17 protein-coding genes and 1 CRISPR repeat array (1 of these 18 only partly in view) are annotated in these 21,080 nt (G+C 73.7%); of the genes, 4 read left to right on the forward strand and 13 right to left on the reverse strand.

The features are described from left to right. Positions 1–735: direct repeats of the CRISPR family, unit length 37 nt; unit sequence GCTGCGCCCGGCCACCACGCCGGGCGAGGATCGCAAC (it extends 3,222 nt beyond the left edge of the window). 289 nt (positions 736–1,024) lie between these two features. Beyond that, entirely contained in the window at positions 1,025–1,351 is a 327-nt protein-coding gene (locus ACQUFX_RS26920; protein ID WP_428963015.1) for a hypothetical protein, read from the forward strand. Between the two features lie 2 nt (positions 1,352–1,353). Here the strand turns inward: ACQUFX_RS26920 and istB are convergent, their stop codons facing one another. After that, positions 1,354–2,157: an IS21-like element helper ATPase IstB gene (gene istB / locus ACQUFX_RS26925; RefSeq protein ID WP_428963016.1), complete on the reverse strand. Its 804-nt coding sequence runs from the start codon at positions 2,155–2,157 to the stop codon at positions 1,354–1,356. After that, complete coding sequence (gene istA / locus ACQUFX_RS26930) at positions 2,157–3,674, reverse strand: IS21 family transposase (RefSeq protein ID WP_428963017.1); 1,518 nt, start codon at positions 3,672–3,674, stop codon at positions 2,157–2,159. Before istA ends, istB begins: the two co-directional genes overlap by 1 nt. Positions 3,675–4,042: 368 nt before the next feature. Between istA and ACQUFX_RS26935 the strand changes: the two genes are divergently transcribed. From ACQUFX_RS26935 to ACQUFX_RS26945, 3 genes are all read left to right on the forward strand, one after another. Next, positions 4,043–4,579 carry a DUF6624 domain-containing protein gene (locus ACQUFX_RS26935; RefSeq protein ID WP_428963018.1) on the forward strand — a complete coding sequence of 179 codons (537 nt, stop codon included), beginning with the start codon at positions 4,043–4,045 and terminating at the stop codon, positions 4,577–4,579. A gap of 851 nt (positions 4,580–5,430) precedes the next feature. Next, complete coding sequence (locus ACQUFX_RS26940; RefSeq protein WP_428963019.1) at positions 5,431–6,675, forward strand: acyltransferase family protein; 1,245 nt, start codon at positions 5,431–5,433, stop codon at positions 6,673–6,675. A gap of 161 nt (positions 6,676–6,836) precedes the next feature. Then, positions 6,837–7,868 (forward strand): LCP family protein, encoded by a 1,032-nt coding sequence (locus tag ACQUFX_RS26945; RefSeq protein ID WP_428963020.1) that lies wholly within the window; start codon positions 6,837–6,839, stop codon positions 7,866–7,868. A gap of 91 nt (positions 7,869–7,959) precedes the next feature. On the opposite strand, the gene ACQUFX_RS26950 is transcribed toward ACQUFX_RS26945, so the two are convergent. The 11 genes from ACQUFX_RS26950 to ACQUFX_RS27000 all read right to left on the reverse strand — a co-directional run bounded on the left by ACQUFX_RS26950 (position 7,960) and on the right by ACQUFX_RS27000 (position 21,017). Next, a complete protein-coding gene (locus ACQUFX_RS26950; protein ID WP_428963021.1) occupies positions 7,960–8,814 on the reverse strand; it encodes a TylF/MycF family methyltransferase in 855 nt (284 codons plus the stop codon). Positions 8,815–8,938: 124 nt separating this feature from the next. After that, entirely contained in the window at positions 8,939–10,768 is a 1,830-nt protein-coding gene (locus ACQUFX_RS26955) for a hypothetical protein (protein ID WP_428963022.1), read from the reverse strand. After that, positions 10,768–11,985, reverse strand: coding sequence for a glycosyltransferase family 4 protein (locus tag ACQUFX_RS26960; protein ID WP_428963023.1), 1,218 nt, complete (start codon positions 11,983–11,985; stop codon positions 10,768–10,770). The genes ACQUFX_RS26955 and ACQUFX_RS26960 overlap by 1 nt, the downstream gene beginning before the upstream one ends. Then, complete coding sequence (locus ACQUFX_RS26965; protein WP_428963024.1) at positions 11,985–12,932, reverse strand: glycosyltransferase family 2 protein; 948 nt, start codon at positions 12,930–12,932, stop codon at positions 11,985–11,987. The genes ACQUFX_RS26960 and ACQUFX_RS26965 overlap by 1 nt, the downstream gene beginning before the upstream one ends. Next, positions 12,929–14,239 (reverse strand): O-antigen ligase family protein, encoded by a 1,311-nt coding sequence (locus tag ACQUFX_RS26970; protein WP_428963025.1) that lies wholly within the window; start codon positions 14,237–14,239, stop codon positions 12,929–12,931. The genes ACQUFX_RS26965 and ACQUFX_RS26970 overlap by 4 nt, the downstream gene beginning before the upstream one ends. After that, positions 14,236–15,399, reverse strand: a complete 1,164-nt coding sequence (locus ACQUFX_RS26975) for a glycosyltransferase (RefSeq protein ID WP_428963026.1) — start codon at positions 15,397–15,399, stop codon at positions 14,236–14,238. The genes ACQUFX_RS26970 and ACQUFX_RS26975 overlap by 4 nt, the downstream gene beginning before the upstream one ends. Next, the gene (locus ACQUFX_RS26980; protein WP_428963027.1) at positions 15,392–16,723 is read right to left on the reverse strand and encodes a glycosyltransferase family 2 protein; all 1,332 of its coding nucleotides are present in this window, start codon (positions 16,721–16,723) and stop codon (positions 15,392–15,394) included. Before ACQUFX_RS26980 ends, ACQUFX_RS26975 begins: the two co-directional genes overlap by 8 nt. Next, positions 16,720–17,574 carry a class I SAM-dependent methyltransferase gene (locus tag ACQUFX_RS26985; RefSeq protein WP_428963028.1) on the reverse strand — a complete coding sequence of 285 codons (855 nt, stop codon included), beginning with the start codon at positions 17,572–17,574 and terminating at the stop codon, positions 16,720–16,722. Before ACQUFX_RS26985 ends, ACQUFX_RS26980 begins: the two co-directional genes overlap by 4 nt. Next, positions 17,574–18,422, reverse strand: a complete 849-nt coding sequence (locus ACQUFX_RS26990) for a class I SAM-dependent methyltransferase (RefSeq protein WP_428963029.1) — start codon at positions 18,420–18,422, stop codon at positions 17,574–17,576. Before ACQUFX_RS26990 ends, ACQUFX_RS26985 begins: the two co-directional genes overlap by 1 nt. Continuing rightward, positions 18,419–19,978, reverse strand: coding sequence for a lipopolysaccharide biosynthesis protein (locus ACQUFX_RS26995; RefSeq protein WP_428963030.1), 1,560 nt, complete (start codon positions 19,976–19,978; stop codon positions 18,419–18,421). The genes ACQUFX_RS26990 and ACQUFX_RS26995 overlap by 4 nt, the downstream gene beginning before the upstream one ends. Beyond that, on the reverse strand, positions 19,971–21,017 hold the full coding sequence (locus ACQUFX_RS27000; protein ID WP_428963031.1) for a sugar transferase: 1,047 nt from the start codon (positions 21,015–21,017) through the stop codon (positions 19,971–19,973). Before ACQUFX_RS27000 ends, ACQUFX_RS26995 begins: the two co-directional genes overlap by 8 nt. Positions 21,018–21,080 lie beyond the last annotated feature (63 nt).

Consider the following 21,080-nt stretch of genomic DNA (forward strand, 5'->3'; position numbering starts at 1 on the left):
CCAGGCGGTGCTGCTGCTGTGCCAGCTCAGCTGCGCCCGGCCACCACGCCGGGCGAGGATCGCAACACCAGGTCGGACGCGATGTCATCTCGGCTGGTCACGGGCTGCGCCCGGCCACCACGCCGGGCGAGGATCGCAACGATGGCGTCCAGCTCGGCCGGCTGCAACCCGATGGACGCTGCGCCCGGCCACCACGCCGGGCGAGGATCGCAACCTCACCGCCATCACCGACGCCACCACCAAGCACGGCGCTGCGCCCGGCCACCACGCCGGGCGAGGATCGCAACCAGCGTCGGCAGCTCCTCGATGATGGCGCCGGTGACGGGCTGCGCCCGGCCACCACGCCGGGCGAGGATCGCAACACGTCGGGCCTGCCCGACCTGGTGACCGAGAGCGTCGTGCTGCGCCCGGCCACCACGCCGGGCGAGGATCGCAACACCTTTTCCACAGGCTGGTAGATCAGGCTGTGGACGGCTGCGCCCGGCCAGCACGCCGGGCGAGGATCGCAACGTGCTGTCCATCGCCAACATCTACGCGCCGACCGCGGTGCTGCGCCCGGCCACCACGCCGGGCGAGGATCGCAACTCCAGGAACTCCTTGTATGCGCGAGCCCAGTTGACCGCGCTGCGCCCGGCCACCACGCCGGGCGAGGATCGCAACCTGGACAACATCCGGGAACACGGCGTCCTGCAGCCCGGCTGCGCCCGGCCACCACGCCGGGCGAGGATCGCAACTTGGTGATCTCGGCGGGGTAGCCGAGTCTGCGGGTGGCGTGCTGCGCCCGGCACCACGCCGGGCGAGGATCGCAACGGCATCGTCCACTCCGACGGCGACGCCGACCGCCTGGAGCTGCCCCCGGCCACCACGCCGGGCGAGGATCGCAACCTGATCGACAGCGTGACCAACGGCGCGGCGGTGGCGGTGCTGCGCCCGGCCACCACGCCGGGCGAGGATCGCAACCTCCACCACGCCCCGGCCGTCGCCGACCCCGACGAGCTGGCTGCGCCCGGCCACCACGCCGGGCGTGGATCGCAACCGCGACGAAATCCAGGCGCTGGCCCTGCCTCCCCGGCTGCGCCCGGCCACCACGGCGGGCGAGGATCGCAACACGTCCTACGCCAGGATCACCGCCCAGCACCATGCCACTGCGCCCGGCCACCACGGCGGGCGAGGATCGCAACGACGCGCGAAGTCCTCACGCGCCCCCGCGCCGGTGCTGCGCCCGATCACCACGGCGGGTGTCAACGGCCATCTGGATGTCCCCACGGGCGGCCAGTTTTTCTCCCCGCTGGCGGCCATGGTTTCTCCCCACCGGTGGCCACGAAATCTCCCCGGCGGGTGGGCTGAGTGATGTCAGGTCAGTGGCTTGACCCCTTGTCCGTTGGTGGCTTCGGAGAGCCGGAAGCTGTCACCCTGGGTGACGACGACGTGGGCGTGGTGCAGAAGCCGGTCGACCGTGGCGGTGGCCAGGGTCTTGGGCATCAGCTCGTCGAACCCGGAGGGGTGCAGGTTCGAGCTGACAGCGAGACTGCGCCGTTCGTAGGCGGCGTCCACGACGCGGTAGAACCCCTCGGCGGCCTCGCTACTGATAGGCAGCAGACCGATGTCGTCGACCACGATCAGGTCGGCGCGGATGATCCGGTCGATCGCGCGGTTCATGGAGTCGTCGGCGCGGTGGCGGCGGACCAGGCCACCGAGCTGCTCGATGGTGAACCAGGCGACCGTCATGCCGCGGTCGACGGCGAGCTGGCCCAGCGCTTCGCAGAAGTGGGACTTGCCGGTGCCCGACGGTCCGCAGATGCAGAGGTTCTCCCGCCGCTGGACCCATTCCAGGGTCCGCAGGGCCTGCTGGGTGGCCCGGCCGATGGAGGACTTGGCCTCGTCCCAGACGTCGAACGTCTTGCCGTTGGGGAACCCGGCGCGCTTGCGGCGGGTGCGCAGGTTCGTCGCGTCGCGGCCGGCGGCCTCCTCGGCGAGGAGCACGCGGACGATCTCGGCGGGATCCCAGCGTTGGGCCTTCGCGGTCGGGATGACCTCGGCCAGAGCCTTGCGCAGGTAGGGCAGCTTGAGCCGACGGGTCAGCTCCCCGATCTCGTTCATCGGGTCGCTGCTGGGACCGGTCACGACGGTCGGGCGGGTCGCGGTGGCGGTGGGCATCAGGCGTGGTCCTTGTCATCGTCGCTGGTGGGGGTGGGTTTGCCGAAGTTGGCCCAGGCGGAGGTGCCTGGCTGCAGGCTGTGGTTCTCGCTGCGGGTGATCGGCGGGGCAACCGGCCCGGCGGCCTGGTGGTCGAGGATGGAGCGCAGGTCGCCCTCGCAGAACCGGCCGGCGACCGCCGCCGTTCCGAGAGCCCGGTCGACCGCGGCCGAGCCGTGCAGCTTCGCGAGGACGACGGCCTCGGCCATCTGCGGGCGGATCCGGCGGGCGCCGGCGGCCGCGGCCTCGACCAGCCAGGCGTTGGCGCCCTCGCCGATGCCCAGGAACGCGGCCTCCTCCGGGCTGGTCGCCCTTGGGGTGCGTTCGGAGTCGTGGTGGCGGTGCGGGTAGTGCTCGTCGCGGATCTGCGGCGTCCCGGGCGTCCCGCGCCGGTGGCGGGCGACCTCGGCTGGCCCATCACCCTCGACCGCGGTGACAATGACCTCCTCACCGTGGTGACGCACCCAGACACGGGCGTCGACGAACTGGTGGGGCACCGAATAGCGGACGGCGTCGAAGGAGATGGTGCCGTCCCAGTTGACCCGCCGGGTCTCACCGAACGCCGAGGTGAAGGGCCGCTCGGGCAGCGGGTGCAGCCGCTGCCGTTCGTCGGCCAGCGCCTCGGCCGGGGTCCGGCGGGTCACCCGGTGGACCCGGTGGTTGACCTCCTCGCAGAACTCCCGACACGCGGTCTCGATCTGGGCGAAGGAGTGGTAGCTGTCGCGCAGGTTCGTCTCGGTCGGCACCAGGTCCGCCTTGGCGATCTTCACGGTGTTCTCCACCCCGCCCTTGGACTGCGGGTCCGCCGGCACGCAGGTGCGGATCGTCAGCCCGTAGTGCCGGCCGACCTCGACGATCTCCGGGTTGCGCACCGGGATCCGCGCGACGTGCTCGCTGGTCACGGTGCGCTCGTTGTCGGTCAGCGCATAGGTCGGCACCCCGCCCAGCCGGCGCAGCGTGGTGTCCAGACACGCGATCACCGTGGGCAGCGTCTTGTCCAGCGTCGGCAGCACCACCCGAAACCGCGACCAGGCCAGCCAGGCACACCACAGGTTCACCGGCCGGCCCTTCAGCTTCGGCCCGTGGCCCCAGTCCCACTGCAACCACAACCCCGGCTCCGGGATCCAGGGCCGGAACACCCGCCGGTTGCCGGCCCTGAACGCCGCCTTCACCTCGGCGACCACCCGGCGGGTGGTCCTGTCTCCCCCGGTGAACCCCATCGCCACCAGGCGCCGGTGGACCACATCAGCGCGGATGCGGCCACCGGACCGCTCCACCATCTCCTCGATCTTGGGCAGGAACTCGTCGATCACGCGTTCTCGCTTCGGCTTGTCGGTCGGGCTCATGCCCGCACTCCGCAGCTGCACATACCGGCGCACCGTGTGGTGGTCACAGCCGGCCAACTCGGCTGCGGCTCGGTAACTGCCTGTGAGGTCATACGCCTCAAGGATCTCCATGATCTCCCTACTGCTCTTCACGCCGGTCGATCTTCAGGACCGGCGATCGTGGCCGCCAGCGGGGAGATCCACTGGCCGTCAGTGGGGAGATCTGGTGGCCATCAGTGGGGATTTATCTGGCCGCCTACGGGGATTTTTCCGTGGCCGCCCACAGCGGGCGAGGATCGCAACAGCGGCACCTGTCCGCTGAGCCGGCGGGAGGCGTAATTGGCTGTGCCCGGCTACTACGGCGGGCGAGGATCGCAGCAGGTAGCGCACCAGGTACGCGACGGCATCGGCCGCTGCGGCTGCGCTTGGGCGCCACGGGGGAGATCGCTACTGGGTATCGGGAGGACGATAGGCGGTTCTTGGGCCTGGTGTTGTGGTTGGTGGGTGGGGATCCTGGGTGGGTGGGAGATGGGGAGCTTGCCGCCGAGTTGGTGGAGCGGATGGACCGTGACCAGCGGGTGCGGTCCGAGGTGACGGGTCGGAACCCTGGTGACGATGTCTGGGCCCGGGTGGAGGACGTCGACGCCGACAACACGGCGTGGTTTGCCGGGGTTCTTGACCAGGAGGGGTGGCCTCGGCTCAGTGAGGTGGGCCCGGATGCCTCGGCCGCGGCGTGGTTGATCGCGCAACACGCCGACCGTGACCCGGAGTTCCAGCGTCGTTGTCTGGGTTTGCTTGAGCAGGCGGTGCGAGATGGCGAGGCGCAGGCGTCTCACTGGGCCTACTTGACCGATCGGGTGCGGCGGGCCGAGGGTAGACCTCAGGTGTACGGGACGCAGCTTTGGTATGGGCTGGACGGCGGGGGGCCGCTCCAGCCGCAGCCGATCGAGGACCCTGATCGCCTGGACGAGCGACGCCGCAGTGTCGGGCTCGGGCCTTTCGCGGACTACGTGCACCTTGCGCGCCAGGGCGAGTCCCACGACGAGGATCGGACATGAGGCGCCAGGCCTGAGAAGCTTCAACTACGTCTGGGTTGCTGCCGAGGTGCGGCTGGTGTGACCCGCTCTACTCTGGTTGAGCCTGGCCTACGTGGTTGCTCCGTGGGTGCTCGGACGCCGGGGAACTGACTCGGACGGATTGAACTGTTTCGGATTTCTGGGTCTGTCCCTATGTGTTCTCGTGGAGATTAACCAGCTCGATAAGTGAACCTGTCGTAGGGTTTCTGGATTGGTTTGTATATGGCTGTACTGAGCTGCGTATCCTGCTTTTTGTATTTACATATATCACTACGGATCAGAAGGTTAGGGGTTCGAGTCCCTTCGGGCGCACAAGATCACAAGGGGTCTGACCTGCCAATACGGCAGTCAGGCCCCTTCGCTTGTTCGTCCCTTGTGGTCGGTGGGGTGCTCGGTGGGTGCTCGTGCGACGAGCATCCCTCATGTCCTGGCCCGTCCAGCGGTGGCCGTCGTGTCCGGGTGGTTCTTGATCATGGTTCCGGCGCTGGCTCGACAGTCAGATGGCGGGCCGGGGCTCTGTGAGTAGGCGCTGCGTCGGTCGCGTCGGCGAACCCGTTGCCGGGCAGGTGTGGACGCCTGTGCGCGGTTGGGCCGACCGGACCCGAGTCTACTGACACATCTCAATGCATGACAGGCGGCGGACAACTCACCCGTCACCCTCCGTCGCCCTTCCCCGCTGAGTCCGGGCGGGCACCGCCGACCTGGTCGACACATGGCGACCGGTAGAGATATTTCGCCAATTGCTCCTTTCTATACCTTTCACCGTAGATACTGATGCCGATGAACCGACGGTCGCGGACGGTAACCACGGCCGGCACAGCCAGGGGGAACGGGTGAGACATCGGGTCACGGAACGCGGTACGCGGCGCAGCCTCGCCGACCGCTACGACCCCCGGGCCAACGCGTTCGGCTGCCTGCGGCTGGCCCTGGCCACCGGGGTCCTGGTCGCGCACGCGTGGCCGATCGGGCTGGCCGAGCCGAGCTTCGGCGCCTCGCTCACCCTCGGGCAGAGCGACCTCGGCACCCTCTCGGTGCAGGGGTTCTTCGTCATCTCCGGCTTCCTCGTCGCCGGCAGCGCACTGCGGCTTTCCCCCGGCCGCTTCGCCTGGCACCGCGTCCTGCGCACCCTGCCCGGCCTCTGGGTCTGCCTGCTGGTCACCGCGCTGGTGATCGCGCCGCTGGTGTCCCTGTTCGAGCGGGGCACCCTCACCGGGTTCTGGACCCATTCCGAGGGGCCGCTGCGCTACCTCGCGGTCAACTGGCTCGGTGCGATGGAGCAGTACCCGATCTCCGGGCTGCTGGCCGACACGCCGTACGGCCGGGTGGTCGGCGGCCCCAGCGCCTTCGACGGGTCGCTGTGGAGCCTGCGGTACGAGTTCGCCTGCTACACGGTGGTGGCGCTGCTGGCGGCGACCGCGGTGCTGCACCGGGCGTTCCGCTTCGTGGTGGCCCTCACCGTCGGGGCGTACCTGCTCATCCTCAACGACCTGCTGTCGGTGGCGAACTGGACCGACCGGCCGCCGCAGCGCGGCGCGATCGGCCCACTGCCGCTGGTCGGCAGTTTCGCCGCCGACTGGGCCCTCTACCTCGGCTTCCTCTTCCTGCTTGGGGCGTGCGCCCGGCGCTACGCGCACCGTTTGCCGATGACCGCCGGCCTCGCCCTGCTCGCCGCGCTGGTGATGGTGACCTCGGCGCGGGTCGGCGGGTTCTTCGCCGTCGGCCTGCCCGCCTTCGCGTACCTGGTGCTCTACCTGGCGGTGGCCCTGCCCCGGACGCTGCACGGGATCGGCCGCCGACGGGACTACTCCTACGGCATCTACATCTACGCCTTCCCGGTGCAGCAGGTCGTCGCACTGCTCGGCGGCGCCGACCACGGCCTGCCCACCTACGTCCTGCTCTCCCTGCTGGGCACCCTGCTGCTGGCCGTGCCCTCCTGGCACCTGGTGGAGGAGCCGGCGTTGCGGCTACGCGGCTGGCTCGCCACGCCGTCGGCCGGGGTCACGCCGAGGCCGCCGGCGGCTCCGGGGTCGCTGCCCGTTCCGCTGCGGCAACCCGCGGCGGTCGGCTCGGCCCGGTGAGACGGCCCGGTGAACCGGCCGGTCCACCACCCGCGGCCCCACCGTCGATGCCCCACCGCTGCCGGCCATACCGCTGACGGCCCGGTCGGGGCCGACGCCCCGGCGCCGTGCCCGGTCGGCGGAGTGCGGGCCGACCGTCAACCCAGAGAGGTGCAGCTCGTATGTCGACCCGATCCCTGTCCCGCGCACCGTGGCGACGCCTGGCCCGGTGGCAGAAGGCCATGCTCGCCGTGGTCGTGCTCTTCGCGGTGCTGTGCACCGGACTCGTGACGATCGGCCTGGGCGCGCGGCACCGGTACGAGGGCCGGGTGCAGCGGGAGGACATCCTCGGCCGGGGCGTGCCGCCGCGCGACGAGCAACGCTGGGACCGGGGGCCGTTGAACCTCCTGCTGCTCGGCTCCGACTCCCGCGACGGCGAGCCGGACGAGGGGCGGTACCCGGGACAGCGCTCGGACGCCATCATGCTGGTGCACGTCAACGCCGCCCGGGACGTCGCCACCGTGGTGTCGATTCCCCGGGACAGCTACGTCGACGTGCCCGCGCGGCCGGGTAGCTGGGCCGGCGGCCCGAACAAGATCAACGCCGCGCTCGCCTTCGGCGGGGCCGCCCTCGCCGCCGAGACGGTGCACCGGCTCACCGGGGTACCGATCGACGGGGTCCTGGTGGCGAACTTCGCCGCCGTCCGCACGATCGTGGACGTGGTCGGCGGGATCACGGTCTGCCTGCCGCACGAGGTGGTCTCCACCGACACCGGCACCCGGTGGCCGGTCGGCTGTCACCAGTTGACCGGGCCGGCCGCCGACGACCTGGTCCGGCAGCGGCACAACGTACCCGGCGGCGACCTCGGCCGCATCCACGACCAGCAACTCGTGGTCCGGGCGATCGCCGAGAAGATCACCGCCGACGGCCTGCTGACGAACCCGGCCCGCCTCGACCGGCTGCTGACCACCGCCACCGAGTCGCTCACCGTGGACCGGGACCTCGACCTCACCGAGCTGGCGCTCGCCGTGCGCCGGATCCGGCCGGAGACCCTGCGGTTCGTCACCGTGCCGGTGGCCGACACCAACCTGAGCACCCCGGCCGGGTCGGCCGTACGGTTGGACGAGGCACGGGCCGACGCCCTGTTCGGGGCCGTCCGGGAGGACACTGTGGAGCAGTGGCTCGCGGCGAACCCACCGACGGTGGCGGACTGACCGGCCACCGTCCCCGCCCCACGGGCCGGGCGGGACAGCCGAAGGGGGGACTGGCCACGCCGGTCCCCCCTCGTCGCGGTCCCGCCAGCGGTCACCGGGAGCGCCGCCAGTACCGGCAGGTCCAGTCGACCTGGTGCAGCTCGTCGACGATGCCGTGTTCGGCCCGGAAGTCGTCCACGGCCTGCTTGCAGCCCCGCACCGCGTGGTAGTCGTCCGCGATGACGTAGCCGCCAACCGACAGCTTCGGGTACAGGCTGCGCAGCGCGACCATCGTCGAGTCGTACATGTCCCCGTCGAGCCGGATCACCGACAGCCGCTCGACCGGGGCGGTGGGCAGCGTGTCCTGGAACCAGCCGGGCAGGAACCGGACCCGCTCGTCGAGCAGCCCGTACCGCTGGAAGTTGGCCTTGACCTGGTCCAGCGAGACGGCGAGGAAGGGCTGCGCCCAGAGCGCGTCCTCGGCGTCCTCCACCCGGCCCGGCTCGGGCTTGGGCAGGCCCCGGAACGAGTCCGCCACCCACACCGAGCGGTCCCGGTCGCCGTAGGCGCGCAGCATGCCCCGCATGAAGATGACCGCCCCGCCGCGCCACACCCCGGTCTCGATCAGGTCGCCCGGCACGCCCCGTTCCAGCACGTCGGCGACGCACCGTTCCAGATTGTCGAGGCGGCGCAGGCCGATCATCGTGTCCGCCTCCGGCGGCCAGTCGCGGCCGGTCGCCCGCGCCTCGGCGTCGAACGGGAACCGCAGCACCAGTTCCAGGCCACGACGCTGCAGCAGGTGCTTGTACCGGGCGTACAGGCGGCCGTGCAGCGAGCCGCGACGCGGGTGGTACGGCATCCAGGTCTCCTGGAAGACGTACCGGGTCAACGCCTTCTTCAGCAGGTCGCAGTAGAGCGCACGCGAATCGTCCAGGACGGTCGACGTGGGCGTCAGGGTGTCACTCATCGGTGTCTCTCCTATCGGGTCGTTCGGGAAGGGCGGGCGGGCCGGCCGGCCGGGCCAGGGTTGGCCGTCTGCTCCGCCCGCCGGGGTCGGGTCGTCGGCTGTCGCCCGCCGGGTCGGGTCGTCGTCAGCGGGGCGCCCACCGACGCGGTTCGGGCTGCCGGTCCCAGGGGTCGGGGTCGGCCGACGCGTCAGGCGGGACGTACCGGGTGGCCCGGGGTGCCACCACGGGCCGCGTCGGTACGGACTCGATCGGCACCCGGCCGGTCGCCGCCCGGACGGTGCGGACACCGGACTCGGCCCGCGCCAACGGCCGGCCCAGGGCCGAGCCCGTCCGGGCCCGGCCGCTGGTGATGGTCGGCACCAGTTCGGTGGCCTCGTCGACCGGCGGGACCAGCGGTGGGGCGACCGCCGCCCGCCCGCCCGGCGGGGTCGGCGACGGTGCGGGCGTCGTCGCGGCGGCCGGGAACGCGGCCGGCTCGGGCCCCGTGGGGGCGCCCTGCCCGCACGCCGCGGTGCTGCGGGCCCGGGCCGCGCGGCGTCCGACCGGGACCGGTGTGGCCACGTCGCCTCCCCGCCCGGACGAGGACCCGGCGCGGCCGGTGGTCCGCTCCGCGACGTCTGCGGAGACGCCGTCGACGACGACCCCGGCGTCCGGACGCCGGTCGACCCGGTCGACGGCGCCGACCGCCACCACACCCACCAGCGGCAGGTCCAGCCGGCGCAGCAACCGGGCCGCCCGCACCGCCGCGGTCACCGCCGTCTGGCCGGCCACCACCACGAGCAGCACCCCGTCGACGTGCCGGGCCAGGGCTGCCGTGTCGCAGCCGGCCAGCACCGGCGGGGCGTGCACGACGACGGAGTCCGCGCTCTCCTCCAGCCGGTCCAGCAGGTCGCCGAGTTCCCGGGTGTGGGCCGCGCTCAGGCTCTCCTGCGGCTCGGTCGGCAGCACCGTCAAAGTCGGAGTGCCGGGCAGCCCGGCCGGTGCCCGGCCGTCGGCCAGCACCTGTTGCCAGGTGAACGGCGCGTCGGGGAAGTGCCCGGCGAGCAGCGGGTCCCGGACGGTGCCGTCGACCAGGGTGACCCGCCGGTGCTCGGCGGCCATCCCGAGGCCGAGCAGGGCGGTGACCAACGCCCCGTTGTCGTCGCCGACGACGCCGGTGACCAGCAGCCGCCGCCGCTTCAGCGGGGCCGTCAGCATGCTCAGCGCGGAGACGGTGACCCGGGTGGCGTCGGCGACCTCGCGCCGCGCGTACAGCGCGGCGGCGTGGTGCCGGGCGAAGCGCCGGGGCAACGGCGGCAGGACGCCGACGACCGGCAGGCCGAGCCGGGACTCCATCTGCACGACGTCACGCAGCCGGCTGTCGAAGCGCTCCCGCAGCACCGTCGCACCCCACCCCGCCAGCAGCCCGAGCAACGCCCCCAGGGCGCTGTTGAGCAGCGGCTTCGGGAACGCCGGCACCGACGGCGGGCTGGCCGTGTCGACCACCCGGGTGGTAACGGCGGTGTCCCCGCCGAGCTTCAACCGGGCCAGTTGGCCGCCGATCGCCCGGCTGGCGGCGTTGGCGATCGCAGCGGCCTGCTTCCCCGACCCGGCGCTGGCCCGCACGGTGATGATCTGGAGACCGGGTTCGAAGGAGCCCTTCACGTGGCCGGCGACGGCCTGCTCGGGCAGGGACAGCGCCCTCGCCGCGTCGACCGCCACCTCCCGCGAGCCGACGAGCTTGGCCACGGTGGGGGCGAGGTTCTGCGCCAGGGCCAGGCTCAGCTCCGCCGGCCGGTCCCCGTCCGGCGGGCTGGCGACAACCAGGACGGAGGCCTGCGCCTCGTACCGCGCCGGCAGGGCGGGCGTGGCCGCCTGGGCGGCGGCGAGCCCGGCGCAGAGGCCGAGCAGCGGCAGCAGGCCCCGCCGCCAGGAGACGGTGACGAGATCGTGGACGTCGACCGAACGGCCCATCAGGCTCCCGCCTCCTTCGGCGCCCCGGCGGCGACCCCGGCCCCGGCGACGCCGGCGGGCACGCCGGTCGCGGGGCGGGCCGCGCACAACCCGCGCCAGAGTTCGCACAGGCGCTCGGCGACCCGGTCCCAGGCGAACTCGGTCCGGGCCCGGTGCAGCCCCCGCGACGCCAGGTCCCGCGCCAGGTCGGGCCGGTCCCGCAGCCGGGCGAGCCGCTCGGCCAGGGCGGTCACATCGCCGGCCGGGAAGACCAGGCCGGCGTCGCCGACGACATACGGGATCTCGCCGACGTCGCTGCCCACCACCGGGACGCCGCAGGCCATCGCCTCGACGAGGACACGGCCGAACTGCTCGCGCAGCGGGATCCCGATCCAGGGCAGGACGTTGCGTTGCACGACCTCCACCGAGGGCAGCGCGAGCGCGGTCATCGCGGCGAGCAGGGCGGGCAGTTCGGCGTGCCCGACCCAGGAGTGCCGCCGGACCCGGCCGGGGCGACGCGCGGCGGCGCGCTCGACGTCCGGCGCGAGGCTGCCGTCACCGACCAGCAGCACGTCGCAGTCGACGAGTTCGGCGGCGCGGAGCAGGTCCAGCACCCCCTTGTGCGGTTCGAGGCGACCGACGAACCCGACGGTGAACGGGCCGGCGGCGCGGGGCGCGGCGGGCGGCTGGAAGGTACGGGTGTCCACACCGAGAGGAACGATGGTGGTGGCCCCCCGGTATCCCTTGGCCCGCAGGACGTCCCGGGCCGCCGGGGTGATCGGGAGGATCATGTCGACCCGGCGGTACGCGTCGCGTTCCAGCAGCGGGAACGGCATAGGGAAGCGGGTCACCACGTTCTGCGCGGCGTAGAGGGTGGTCGGCGCGGTGGGCCAGTACCGCCGGCACAGCCGCAGCACCTGCCAGGTCGACAGGTAGGCGGCCTCGCCGATGATGTGCACCACGTCCGGCGGCGACGCCGGCAGGTCGCTGCGGCGCACCGGGGGGCCGAACAGCACCGAGGCCATGTGCCCGCTGCGGCCCTCCCCGAGCCGGTGCGGCAGGATCCGCGCATGGAACGGCGGATGTTGGCGGGCCAGCCGGGCGAAGTCCCGGCGGGTGGTGGGTGAGACGTCGGCGGCGAGCACGGTGAGTCGCAGCCCGGGACGCTCGCACAGGACGTCGAACAGGTCGCTCCAGTGCTCGGTACGCGAGCCGACGACCGTGGTCAGGACATGCATCACAACTTTCCTCCACTGGGGAGCCGGGTGAGTGCGACCCGGCCCACCCGGGTCCAGGCCCGCAGCCGGGCGACGCCGGCCCGGGGGTGCAGCGCCAGCCGGACGCCGGCCAGGCCGATGCCGACCAGCGCCCGGAGCAGGACGGCGGCCCGGACGGCGTGCCGGGTCCGGGGCCGGTGGCGGCTGAAGAACAGCAGCATGCTGCGGTACAGGTGCGGCCAGATCCAGCCCGGGTCGCTGCTGCTCGCCCCGCCGGTGTGGCACGCGGTCACCGAGGGCAGGTAGAGCACCGTCGCGCCCCGGCGGTGGACCTGGAGGCAGAGTTCCTCGTCCTCGTAGTACAGGAAGTACGCCTCGTGCAGGCCGCCGACGGCGGTGAACAGGTCGGTCCGCACGGCGAGGCAGGCCCCGGAGACCCAGTCCACCGGGGTCGGCGGGCCGCCCCGCAGGCAGGCGTCGTAGGCCTGGCGGCGGCGTCGGCCGGCGAGCCGGCGGCGCACCGCCACCGGTACCAGGACCCCGCCGAACCGGCTCGCCAGCACCGTGGTCAGGGTCTCGAAGGGGTGGGCGCTGACCGCGACCCGGCCGTGCGCGTCGACCAGCCGGGGGCCGGCGACGCCGACGTCCGGGCGGTCGAGCACGGTACGGACGAGTTCCCGGGCCGTCTCCGGTGGCACCACGCAGTCGGGGTTGACCAGCAGCAGAGCCGGGCTGCGGACCCCGGCGGCGGCGCGGTTGACGGCGACCGCGAAGCCGACGTTCTCCGCGCCGGGCAGCACCGTCACCTCGGGGAAGTGCCGGCGGACCAGTTCCACCGTCCGGTCCGTCGAGGCGTTGTCGACCAGCCGGACCGGCAGGCCGGTCCGCCGCAGCGCGGTCAGGGTGGCGACGATCTGCCGCGCGGAGTTGTGGGTCACCACGATCGCGGTGGCGTCGGGTCCGGTCATCGCCATACCGCCGGGACGGGTCGCCGGGCCGGCGGCACGGCACCGGTCCCCGCCGCCGGGTGGGGCCGGGCCGGCAGGGTCAGCAGGGCCAGCGCGGGCAGCAGACCGAGCTCCCAGTGCCCGTCGGTCGGGGCGGCGAAGAGGGCTGCGGCGAGGAAGCCGCAGCAGAGCGCCGCGAACGGCACCGCCGGGCCGTCCCGGTGAGACAGGCCGGCCCGCACGGCGCGCAGGATCGGCCAGAGCACCAGGCCGAGCCCGACCAGGCCGACGTTGGCCAGCAGCGTCACGTAGAACGCGTGGTAGACCGGTCCGACGTCGGTGAAGGCGAAGTCGGCGAGGTAGATGTCGGTGGTGGACTGGCCGAGGCCGGCGCCGAGCACCGGCCGGCCGGCGAAGACGTCCAGCCCCACGGTGGACTCGGTACCCCGGTAGCCGGCCGACTGCTGCAGGCCGGTGCCGATCTCCTGGGCGCGTTCGCGGACCCCGGAGTTCACGGCGAGCAGCCCGGCCACCAGGATGCCGGCGGCGGCCGTGGCGGCCAGCCCGCTCCGTACCGTCCGCCCGCCGAAGACGAGCATGACCAGGACGGTGACCCCGGCGGCCAGCCAGATCCCCCGGTACGAGGCGAGCAGCACGTCGGCGGCGAGGAAGCCGGCGAGCAGCACCGCTGCGACCCGTCGCCAGCCCCGCACCCGGCCGGCGACCCAGATCAGCGGGGGTACCGCCAGCAGGGTGAGCAGCCCGCCGTGGCGGCCCGGCGCCGTCATCGACAGACCGGTCAGCACGGCGGTGACGACGAGGTAGAGCAGCCCCGCCGCGACGAGCCGGCGCCGGGTGGTCAGGGTGTGGGTGGCGAGGAAGAAGTACATCGGCAGGATGACGATCTGGTAGCCCGCGACCACGACCTCGGTGGGCAGGTTCCCGACCGCCAGGCCGTAGCCGGCGGCGACGACTGTCAGCCCGACGACGGCGAGCATCCCGGTGTCGGCGAGGGTGCGCCGGCCCTCCACGTCGAGCCCCAGCCAGCGCCGCAGGGCCAGGGCCACCACCCCGGCGGTCAGCAGCAGCAGGTGCGCGGCCACGTAGGTCCGCACGTCACCCCCGCTGACCAGGCCACCGGCCACGGCACCGCCGAGGATCCCGACCGGCAGCACCGTCCAGGGCCAGAGCAGGAAGACGACCAGGAAGAGCAGCGCGCCCGCGCCGGCCGGCGCGGCCAGCCCCGGCAGCATCAGCAGCACCGACATGGTGGCCCCGAGCAGGGCGCCGGTGAGCACCGTGCCGGCCGGCGCGACGGCCCGGCTCACCGGGGCAGTCCCCGGAGCAGGTCCCGCAGGGCGCGACCCCGGGCGGGCCAACTGTTGCCGACCGCCACGGCACGGCGTCGGGCGACGTCGGCGGGCCGGGCCGGCTGACGCAGCGCGGCGGCGACCTCCGCGGCGAAGGCGGCCGGGCCGGCGGCGAGCCGGACGACGTCGGTGAGGGTCCGCAGGGCCGGCAGCGGGGTCGCCACCACGGGTTTGCCCAGGGCGAGGTACTCGTAGCACTTTTTCGGGTGGACGTAGTCCACCAGCGCGCCGACCCGGTACGGGATGACCGCCACGTCGCAGGCCCGTAGCCACGCCGGGACGTCGGCGTACGGGGCGGGCCCGGCGAGGACCACGTTGCGCAGGCCGCGCAGGGGCGCCCGGCCGGCCCGGGTGCTCGGCCCGACCAGCAGGAAGGTCCAGTCCGGGTGGGCGCGGGCCACGGCGGCGACGAGGTCGCCGTCGAAGGCGCGGGTGTCGACGGCCCCGCAGTAGCCGATCAGCGGTCGGTCCAGGCCGGCCGTCTCCGGCGCGGTCGGCCCGTGCGGGGTGAAGTGCTCCGGGTCGCAGCCGTTGGGCAGCACCACCGGGGCGGGGCCGACCGGTGGCATCCGCGCCGGCAACGCGGCCGAGGAGACCAGCACCAGGTCGGCGGCGGCGACCGCCCGGGTGAGGCTGCCGCGCAGGTGCCGGCGGTTCCACCAGCGGGTGAAGGTCCAGTCCAGGTCGGTGGCGTCGTACACGACGGCGGCGGCGGGCAGCCGGGCGGCGCAGGACGCGGCCAAGTCCTCGTCCAGCCACAGCAGGCGTACGGCCCCGGCCCGGTCGCGCAGCCACCGGCGCAGCGCGGCGACGGCCACCCGGCGGTTGACGTCGTTGGCGGGCGGCAGGTGCCGGCCCAGCGGCGCGGCGGTGGGTGGTACGGCGTGCCAGAGCGCCCGCTCGACCTGCCGGACGGTGCCGCGCCAGCGGGGGCGCTGGCCGGGCGGGTCGACGAAAAGGACCTCGTGGTCGGCGGCGAGTTCCCGGGCCAGCGCGTGCTGCCGGTGCGCGCCACCGGCCCAGGGGGTGGCGCTGAAGATCACCACCCAGGGGACGGGACCACCCGGGGTGGCGTGGCTCCGCGCCGGCCGGTGCCGGGTGCTGGTCAGGTCAGTCATGGCCCGCCCGGTGTCCCACCGGCACCCCGACCGGTGACGGGACCACCTCGTCCTCGCCGAGGTGGCCGAGGACCGGGTGCGCCCGGTGGTCGTCGAGACGCAACAGCCGGGCGCCCGCCTGCCGGTCGAGAAAGCGGCGGACGGCGCCGGCGACGACACGCCGGTTGATCCGGTCGGCGACGGGCAGCCGGTCCCCGAAGGGCAGCGCGGTCGGCGGGGTCAGCCGCCAGCCCGCCGCGTCCAGGCGGCTGAGCCGGCTGTGCCAGCGGGCCCGACGGCCCGGCGGGTCGACCAGGAGCAGCCGGCGGTCGCGGGCGTTCTCGTCGTCGGCCGCCGCCCGGGCGACCGGGACGGCCCAGGGGGTGCCGGTGAAGACGATCAGCCAGTCCCGGATGTCGCCGTCGGGCAGGGGGCCGACGTTCCCGCGCAGGGCGGCCCGCAGGTCGGTGAGGGTGAGTTGCACGGCCCGTCCGCAGGCCCGTTTCAGCATGTGGTCGGCGAGGACCACCAGGCGGAACAGCAGCACCCGGTGTCGGGGCTGGGTCACCCGCAGGTAGCCGACCAGGCTGCCGAGCAGGTGCCGGTAGCGGATGGCGGGGCCGAGCAGCCGGCAGGAGGCGCCGCGCACGTGGCTGACCACCGCGTCGGGGATCATCCAGACCTGGTGGCCCGCCTCGTCGAGCCGCCGGGCGAGCAGGGCGTCGTTCCAGTAGACGGGGAACCGTTCGTCGAAGATGTCGTCCGGCTCCAGGACCTTGCGGCGCAGCATCATGCAACTGCCCGAGGCGAGACGTCGAGGCCGGCTGAAGTCCTGCCCGCGCATCTGGAACGTGTGCAGGGCCTGCCGGAAGCCGGGGACCCGCCGCAGGACGGTGACCAGCGCCAGGGTCGCCGGGAAGCTGGGCAGTTGCACGTAGTGCTGCTGGAAGGTGCCGTCCGGGTTGAGGTAGAGCGGGCTCACCCCGGCCGCGTCCGGGTTGTCGCGCAGGAACGCGAGCATGGTCGACAGCGCGCCGGGGTGGAACCGGATGTCGCTGTTGAGCACCAGCAGCAGGTCGCCCCGGGACAGCCGGTACGCCTGGTTGACGGCGGCGGCGAAGCCGACGTTGCGCTCGTTGCGGATCAGCCGTACCCGGGGCCAGCCGGCGAGCAGGTCGGCGGAGCCGTCGAGGGAGGCGTTGTCGACGGCGATCACCTCGTAGTCGAGGTCCGGGTCGACGGTCTCGGCCAGCGACTCCAGGCAGCGCCGGGTCTGCTCCCGGGTGTTCCAACTGGTGAGCAGGATGGACAGGGTCGGGCCGGGGGCGCCGGTCGGGGCGCTCATCGCGGCCCGGTCCCGTCGTCGCGGCGGGCGAAGACCCGCAGCAGGTCACCGAGGTGGTGGTGGCTCATCCGGGGTGACCGGCAGGCGGCCAGGTCGGCGACGAGCAGGTCCCGCGCCCGGCGCAGCCGGGCCAGTGGCCGCCAGTAGAAACGGGAGAAGACGGTGTCGTGGGAGACCACCTGGAAGCCGGTCTCCAGCAGCATCCGGGTCAGGGTGTCGGGGGTGAAGTGCCAGCGGTGGTACTCGGGGGCGACCGCGGGCCACTGGTGGCCGAGGCGGTTCGCGGCGGCCGAGGCGATGTTCGGTACCTCCAACGCCAACCACCCACCCGGCGTCAACACCTCCCGCGCCGCCCGCAGGAACACCCGCGGATCATCGACGTGCTCCAACACGTGGAACGCGCACACCACATCGGCCCGCAACGACGGCGCCACCCGCTCGAAGTACCCCTGCCGCACCGGCACACCCAGCCGCTCCACCGCGAACCCCGCCGCCACCCGCGATACCTCGACCCCGGTCACCGTGAACCCGGCACCCCGCGCCGCCTCCAGGAAGTACCCACCCGCACACCCCGCCTCCACCAACACCGACGGACCCACCACCGACGACAACCACCGCAACCGCCGACCCGCCTCGAACCGGCGTTGTCCCGCCGAGGCGAAGTAGTCCTGGTAGCCATCGGTCAGGTAGTAGGCCTCGTCGTAGAGTTCGTCGGGCGGGACGGCGGGCCCGGCGGTCCAGACGAAGCCGCAGTCCGGGCAGCGGCGCAAAACGCCGTCCAGGGTGGGTTCGTGACCACCGGTCCGGCCGCACAACGCGCAGGTGACCAGTTCCTCGTTCTTCAGCTTCATCAGCCGCTCCGTGTGTCTCGCGGTGTACGGGCGAGGATCCGTAGCAGGTCTCCACGCCGGGGGTGGGTCAGTCGGGGTGAGCGCAGGTCGAGCCAGTCTCGGGGCAGCAGCCGTCGGGCGTGCCGCAGGCGGTAGCGCGGGGGCATGTAGTACCGGAAGACGGCGGTGTCGCGCCGGACGACCGCGAAGCCCGTGGCGGTCAGCAGCCGGGTCAACGACTCCGGGGTGAAGTGCCAGGGGTGGTACTCGGGTTGCAGGCCGGGCCAGTCGTGGCCGAGGCGGTTCGCGGCGGCCGAGGCGATGTTCGGTACCTCCAACGCCAACCACCCACCCGGCGTCAACACCTCCCGCGCCGCCCGCAGGAACACCCGCGGATCATCGACGTGCTCCAACACGTGGAACGCGCACACCACATCGGCCCGCAACGACGGCGCCACCCGCTCGAAGTACCCCTGCCGCACCGGCACACCCAGCCGCTCCACCGCGAACCCCGCCGCCACCCGCGATACCTCGACCCCGGTCACCGTGAACCCGGCACCCCGCGCCGCCTCCAGGAAGTACCCACCCGCACACCCCGCCTCCACCAACACCGACGGACCCACCACCGACGACAACCACCGCAACCGCCGACCCGCCTCGAATCGGCGGGGGGCGGGCAGGAAGTAGTCGTCGTAGCCGCCGCCGGTGAAGTAGTCCTCCTCGTAGGCGGTGGCGGGGACGGTGGGGTCGGCCACGGTCCAGCCGAGTCCGCAGCCGAGGCAGCGGCGCAGGCGGCCGTCGAGGTGGGACCGGTGGGGCTGGTCGGGGCCGCAGGTGAGGCAGGCCCCGGAGCGCAGGTCGAGGCTCACCGGCGCCCCCCGACGGGGACGACGGCGGCACGGGCGGCCCCGGCCAGGGACCGCAGCCGGGTCCGCTCGTCGGCGCGCAGGTAGCCGCAGAGCGTCAGCGGGACGGCGGTGAGGGCCAGGGTGAGGGTGGCCCGGGCGGCCACCGCGAGCCCGGCCCCCAGCCGTCCCGGCCCGTCCGGCAGCAGGCCGGCCAGCGCGGCGGTGGCGAGCCCGGCGCCGGTGGCCGCAGCGACCGGGGGCCAGAGGGTCCGCAGCGTCGGCCGCAGTGGGCGGGCGGTGGCCCGGTGGAAGTGGACCACGAAGTAGCCGGTGGCCAGCACGATCCCGAGGGCGGTGGCCAGCGGCACGCCGAGCGGGCCGACCAGCACCAGCAGGGGCACGGTCAGGGCGAGGTTGAGCAGCACCGACAGCAGCACGTAGCGGGTCTCCAGCCCGGGGCGGCCCTCGACCCGGGCGACGATGGTGGCCGCGCCGGTGACCAGGTTGAGGGCGTACGCCGGGGCGAGGACGGCGATGGTCGCGGCGGCCCAGGGCACCGGGTGGCCGAGCCAGAGCCGGACCAGCGGGTCGGCGCTGACCATGAGGGCCGCCGCCGCCGGGGCGAGGAAGAGGGTCAGGTGCCGGACGGCGGTGAGATAGAAGGCGTCCAGCCAGGCCCGGCCACCGGTGACGGTCCGGCGGACCGCGGCCGGGAAGAGCACGAGCAGCGCGAATCCCGGGGGCAGGCGCAGCAGGTTGAGCAGCCGGACACCGAGGTCGACGGCGCCGGCCACGGTCGGGCCGAAGAACCCGCCGACGACCAGCCGGTCGAACTCGACGTTCATCGCCCCGGCCCCGCTGGACACCTGCACCCGCAGGCCGTACCCGGTGACCCGGCGCAGGTCCCGGCGGGACAGCCGGCCCGGCCGGGGGGCCAGGTGCCGGTGCCGGTGCTCGGCCGTGGCCGCGAGCAGGGCGGTCCGGAGCACGCCGGTGGTGGCGGTGCAGGCGGCCAGGGCCACCAGCCCGCCGCCGAGGCGGACCGCCGTGATCGCCAGGACGGCGCCGAGCACGGCCGTGGCGCCGGTGACCGCCGCGAGGGCGCTGTAGCGCTGGACCCCCTCCAGCACCGCCCGCCAGGGCACCTCGACCCCGCCGGCGACCACGCCGAGCACTAGCCAGAGGGTGGCGTGCCAGGCGTCCCGGGTGAGGTCGCCGAGCCGCAGCAGGTGGCTGATCCAGGGCCAGCCGGCGGCCAGGGCGCCGAGCACCAGCAGGCCGAGCAGGACGCCCCAGGCCAGGCCGAGGCCGAGCAGCCGGCGGACGGTGACCGGATCGGTGTCCTCGCCAGCCGCCGCCACCTCGCGCACCAGGGCCGAGCCGAAGCCGAGGTCGAGGACCGCGGCCATGGCGAGCAGCCCGGACAGCAGCACCCAGACACCGAACTCCCGGGGGCCGAGGTGCTGGTAGACGACGGGGAGCGACACCAGGCCGGCCAGCGCCATCAGGGTACGGGCGCCCAGCATGCTCAGGGTGTTGCGGGTGAGCCGGACGCCCGACCCGGCCGGTTCAGCCACGGGGAAACCCCCGCAGCAACTCCAGCGCGGTCAACGCGAGCAGGGTCAGGTCCACCCGCAGCGAGCGGCAGTTCAGGTAGAGCAGGTCGCAGCGGAGCTTGTCCTCCACGGTGGCCGCGTAGCCGCCGGTGAGCTGGGCGATGCCGGTCAGGCCGGGCCGGACCAGGTGGCGCAGGTCGTAGTGCGGCATCCGGCGGAACTCGGCGATGAACTCCGGCCGTTCCGGACGCGGGCCGACCAGGCTCATGTCGCCGCGCAGCACGTTCCACAGTTGCGGCAGCTCGTCGAGGCGGGACCGGCGCAGGAACCGGCCGATCCGGGTGACCCGGGTGTCACCGGGGCGGGCGAGCACCGGGCCGGTGTCCCGTTCGGCACCGGGGCGCATCGTCCGGAACTTGACCACGTGGAACAGCCGGCCGCCCGCCCCGACCCGCTGCTGCCGGTAGAACGGTGGGCCGGTCACCGCGACGGCCACCGTGATGGCGAGCATCAGCGGCAGCACGACGGCGGCGCTGACCAGGACGACCCCGAGATCGAAGCAGCGCTTGAGTCCTTCGCCGGCACCGGGCGGCGGGCCGGAGCGCAGCCGGATCCAGGGCAGCCCGCCGAAGCGGCGCAGGCTGGGCGGGTGCAGGAGCCCGTACACCGGGCGGGCCAGCACCAGGATCTCCACGCCGAACTCCCGGCAGAGCGCCACGGTGGGCTCGTCGATGCTCTCCAGGGTGTGCTTGAGCAGCAGGATCTGGGGCCGTACCCGCCCCAGGACCGGGGCCAGCCCTTCGGGGTGCGCCGGCACAGGCATCCGCAGCACGACGTCGAACTCCTCGTCCAACCGGTCAGGCGGCGCGGCGGCGTCCAGGGATTCCAGCACCAGGGCCCTGGTCCGGCGGTGTCCGGCCCGCGTCGGGCGTGGCACCCGGCTGCGGCGGTCGCCGCTGAGCAGGGCGCTGCCCAGGTGACGGCGCACCGGCGCGGGGGCCCTAGCGTCGGCCCCGTTCTGCGTCGGGGCGGGGGCCCGCAACTGTTCCACGTCGTGCACCTCCTGACCGTTGCCCCTACTAACGCCGAAAGCCGCCGAAGGGAACTATGGAGCATTTAAGGA

Source organism: Micromonospora fluostatini, from assembly GCF_050410825.1.
GTDB lineage: Bacteria > Actinomycetota > Actinomycetes > Mycobacteriales > Micromonosporaceae > Micromonospora > Micromonospora rosaria.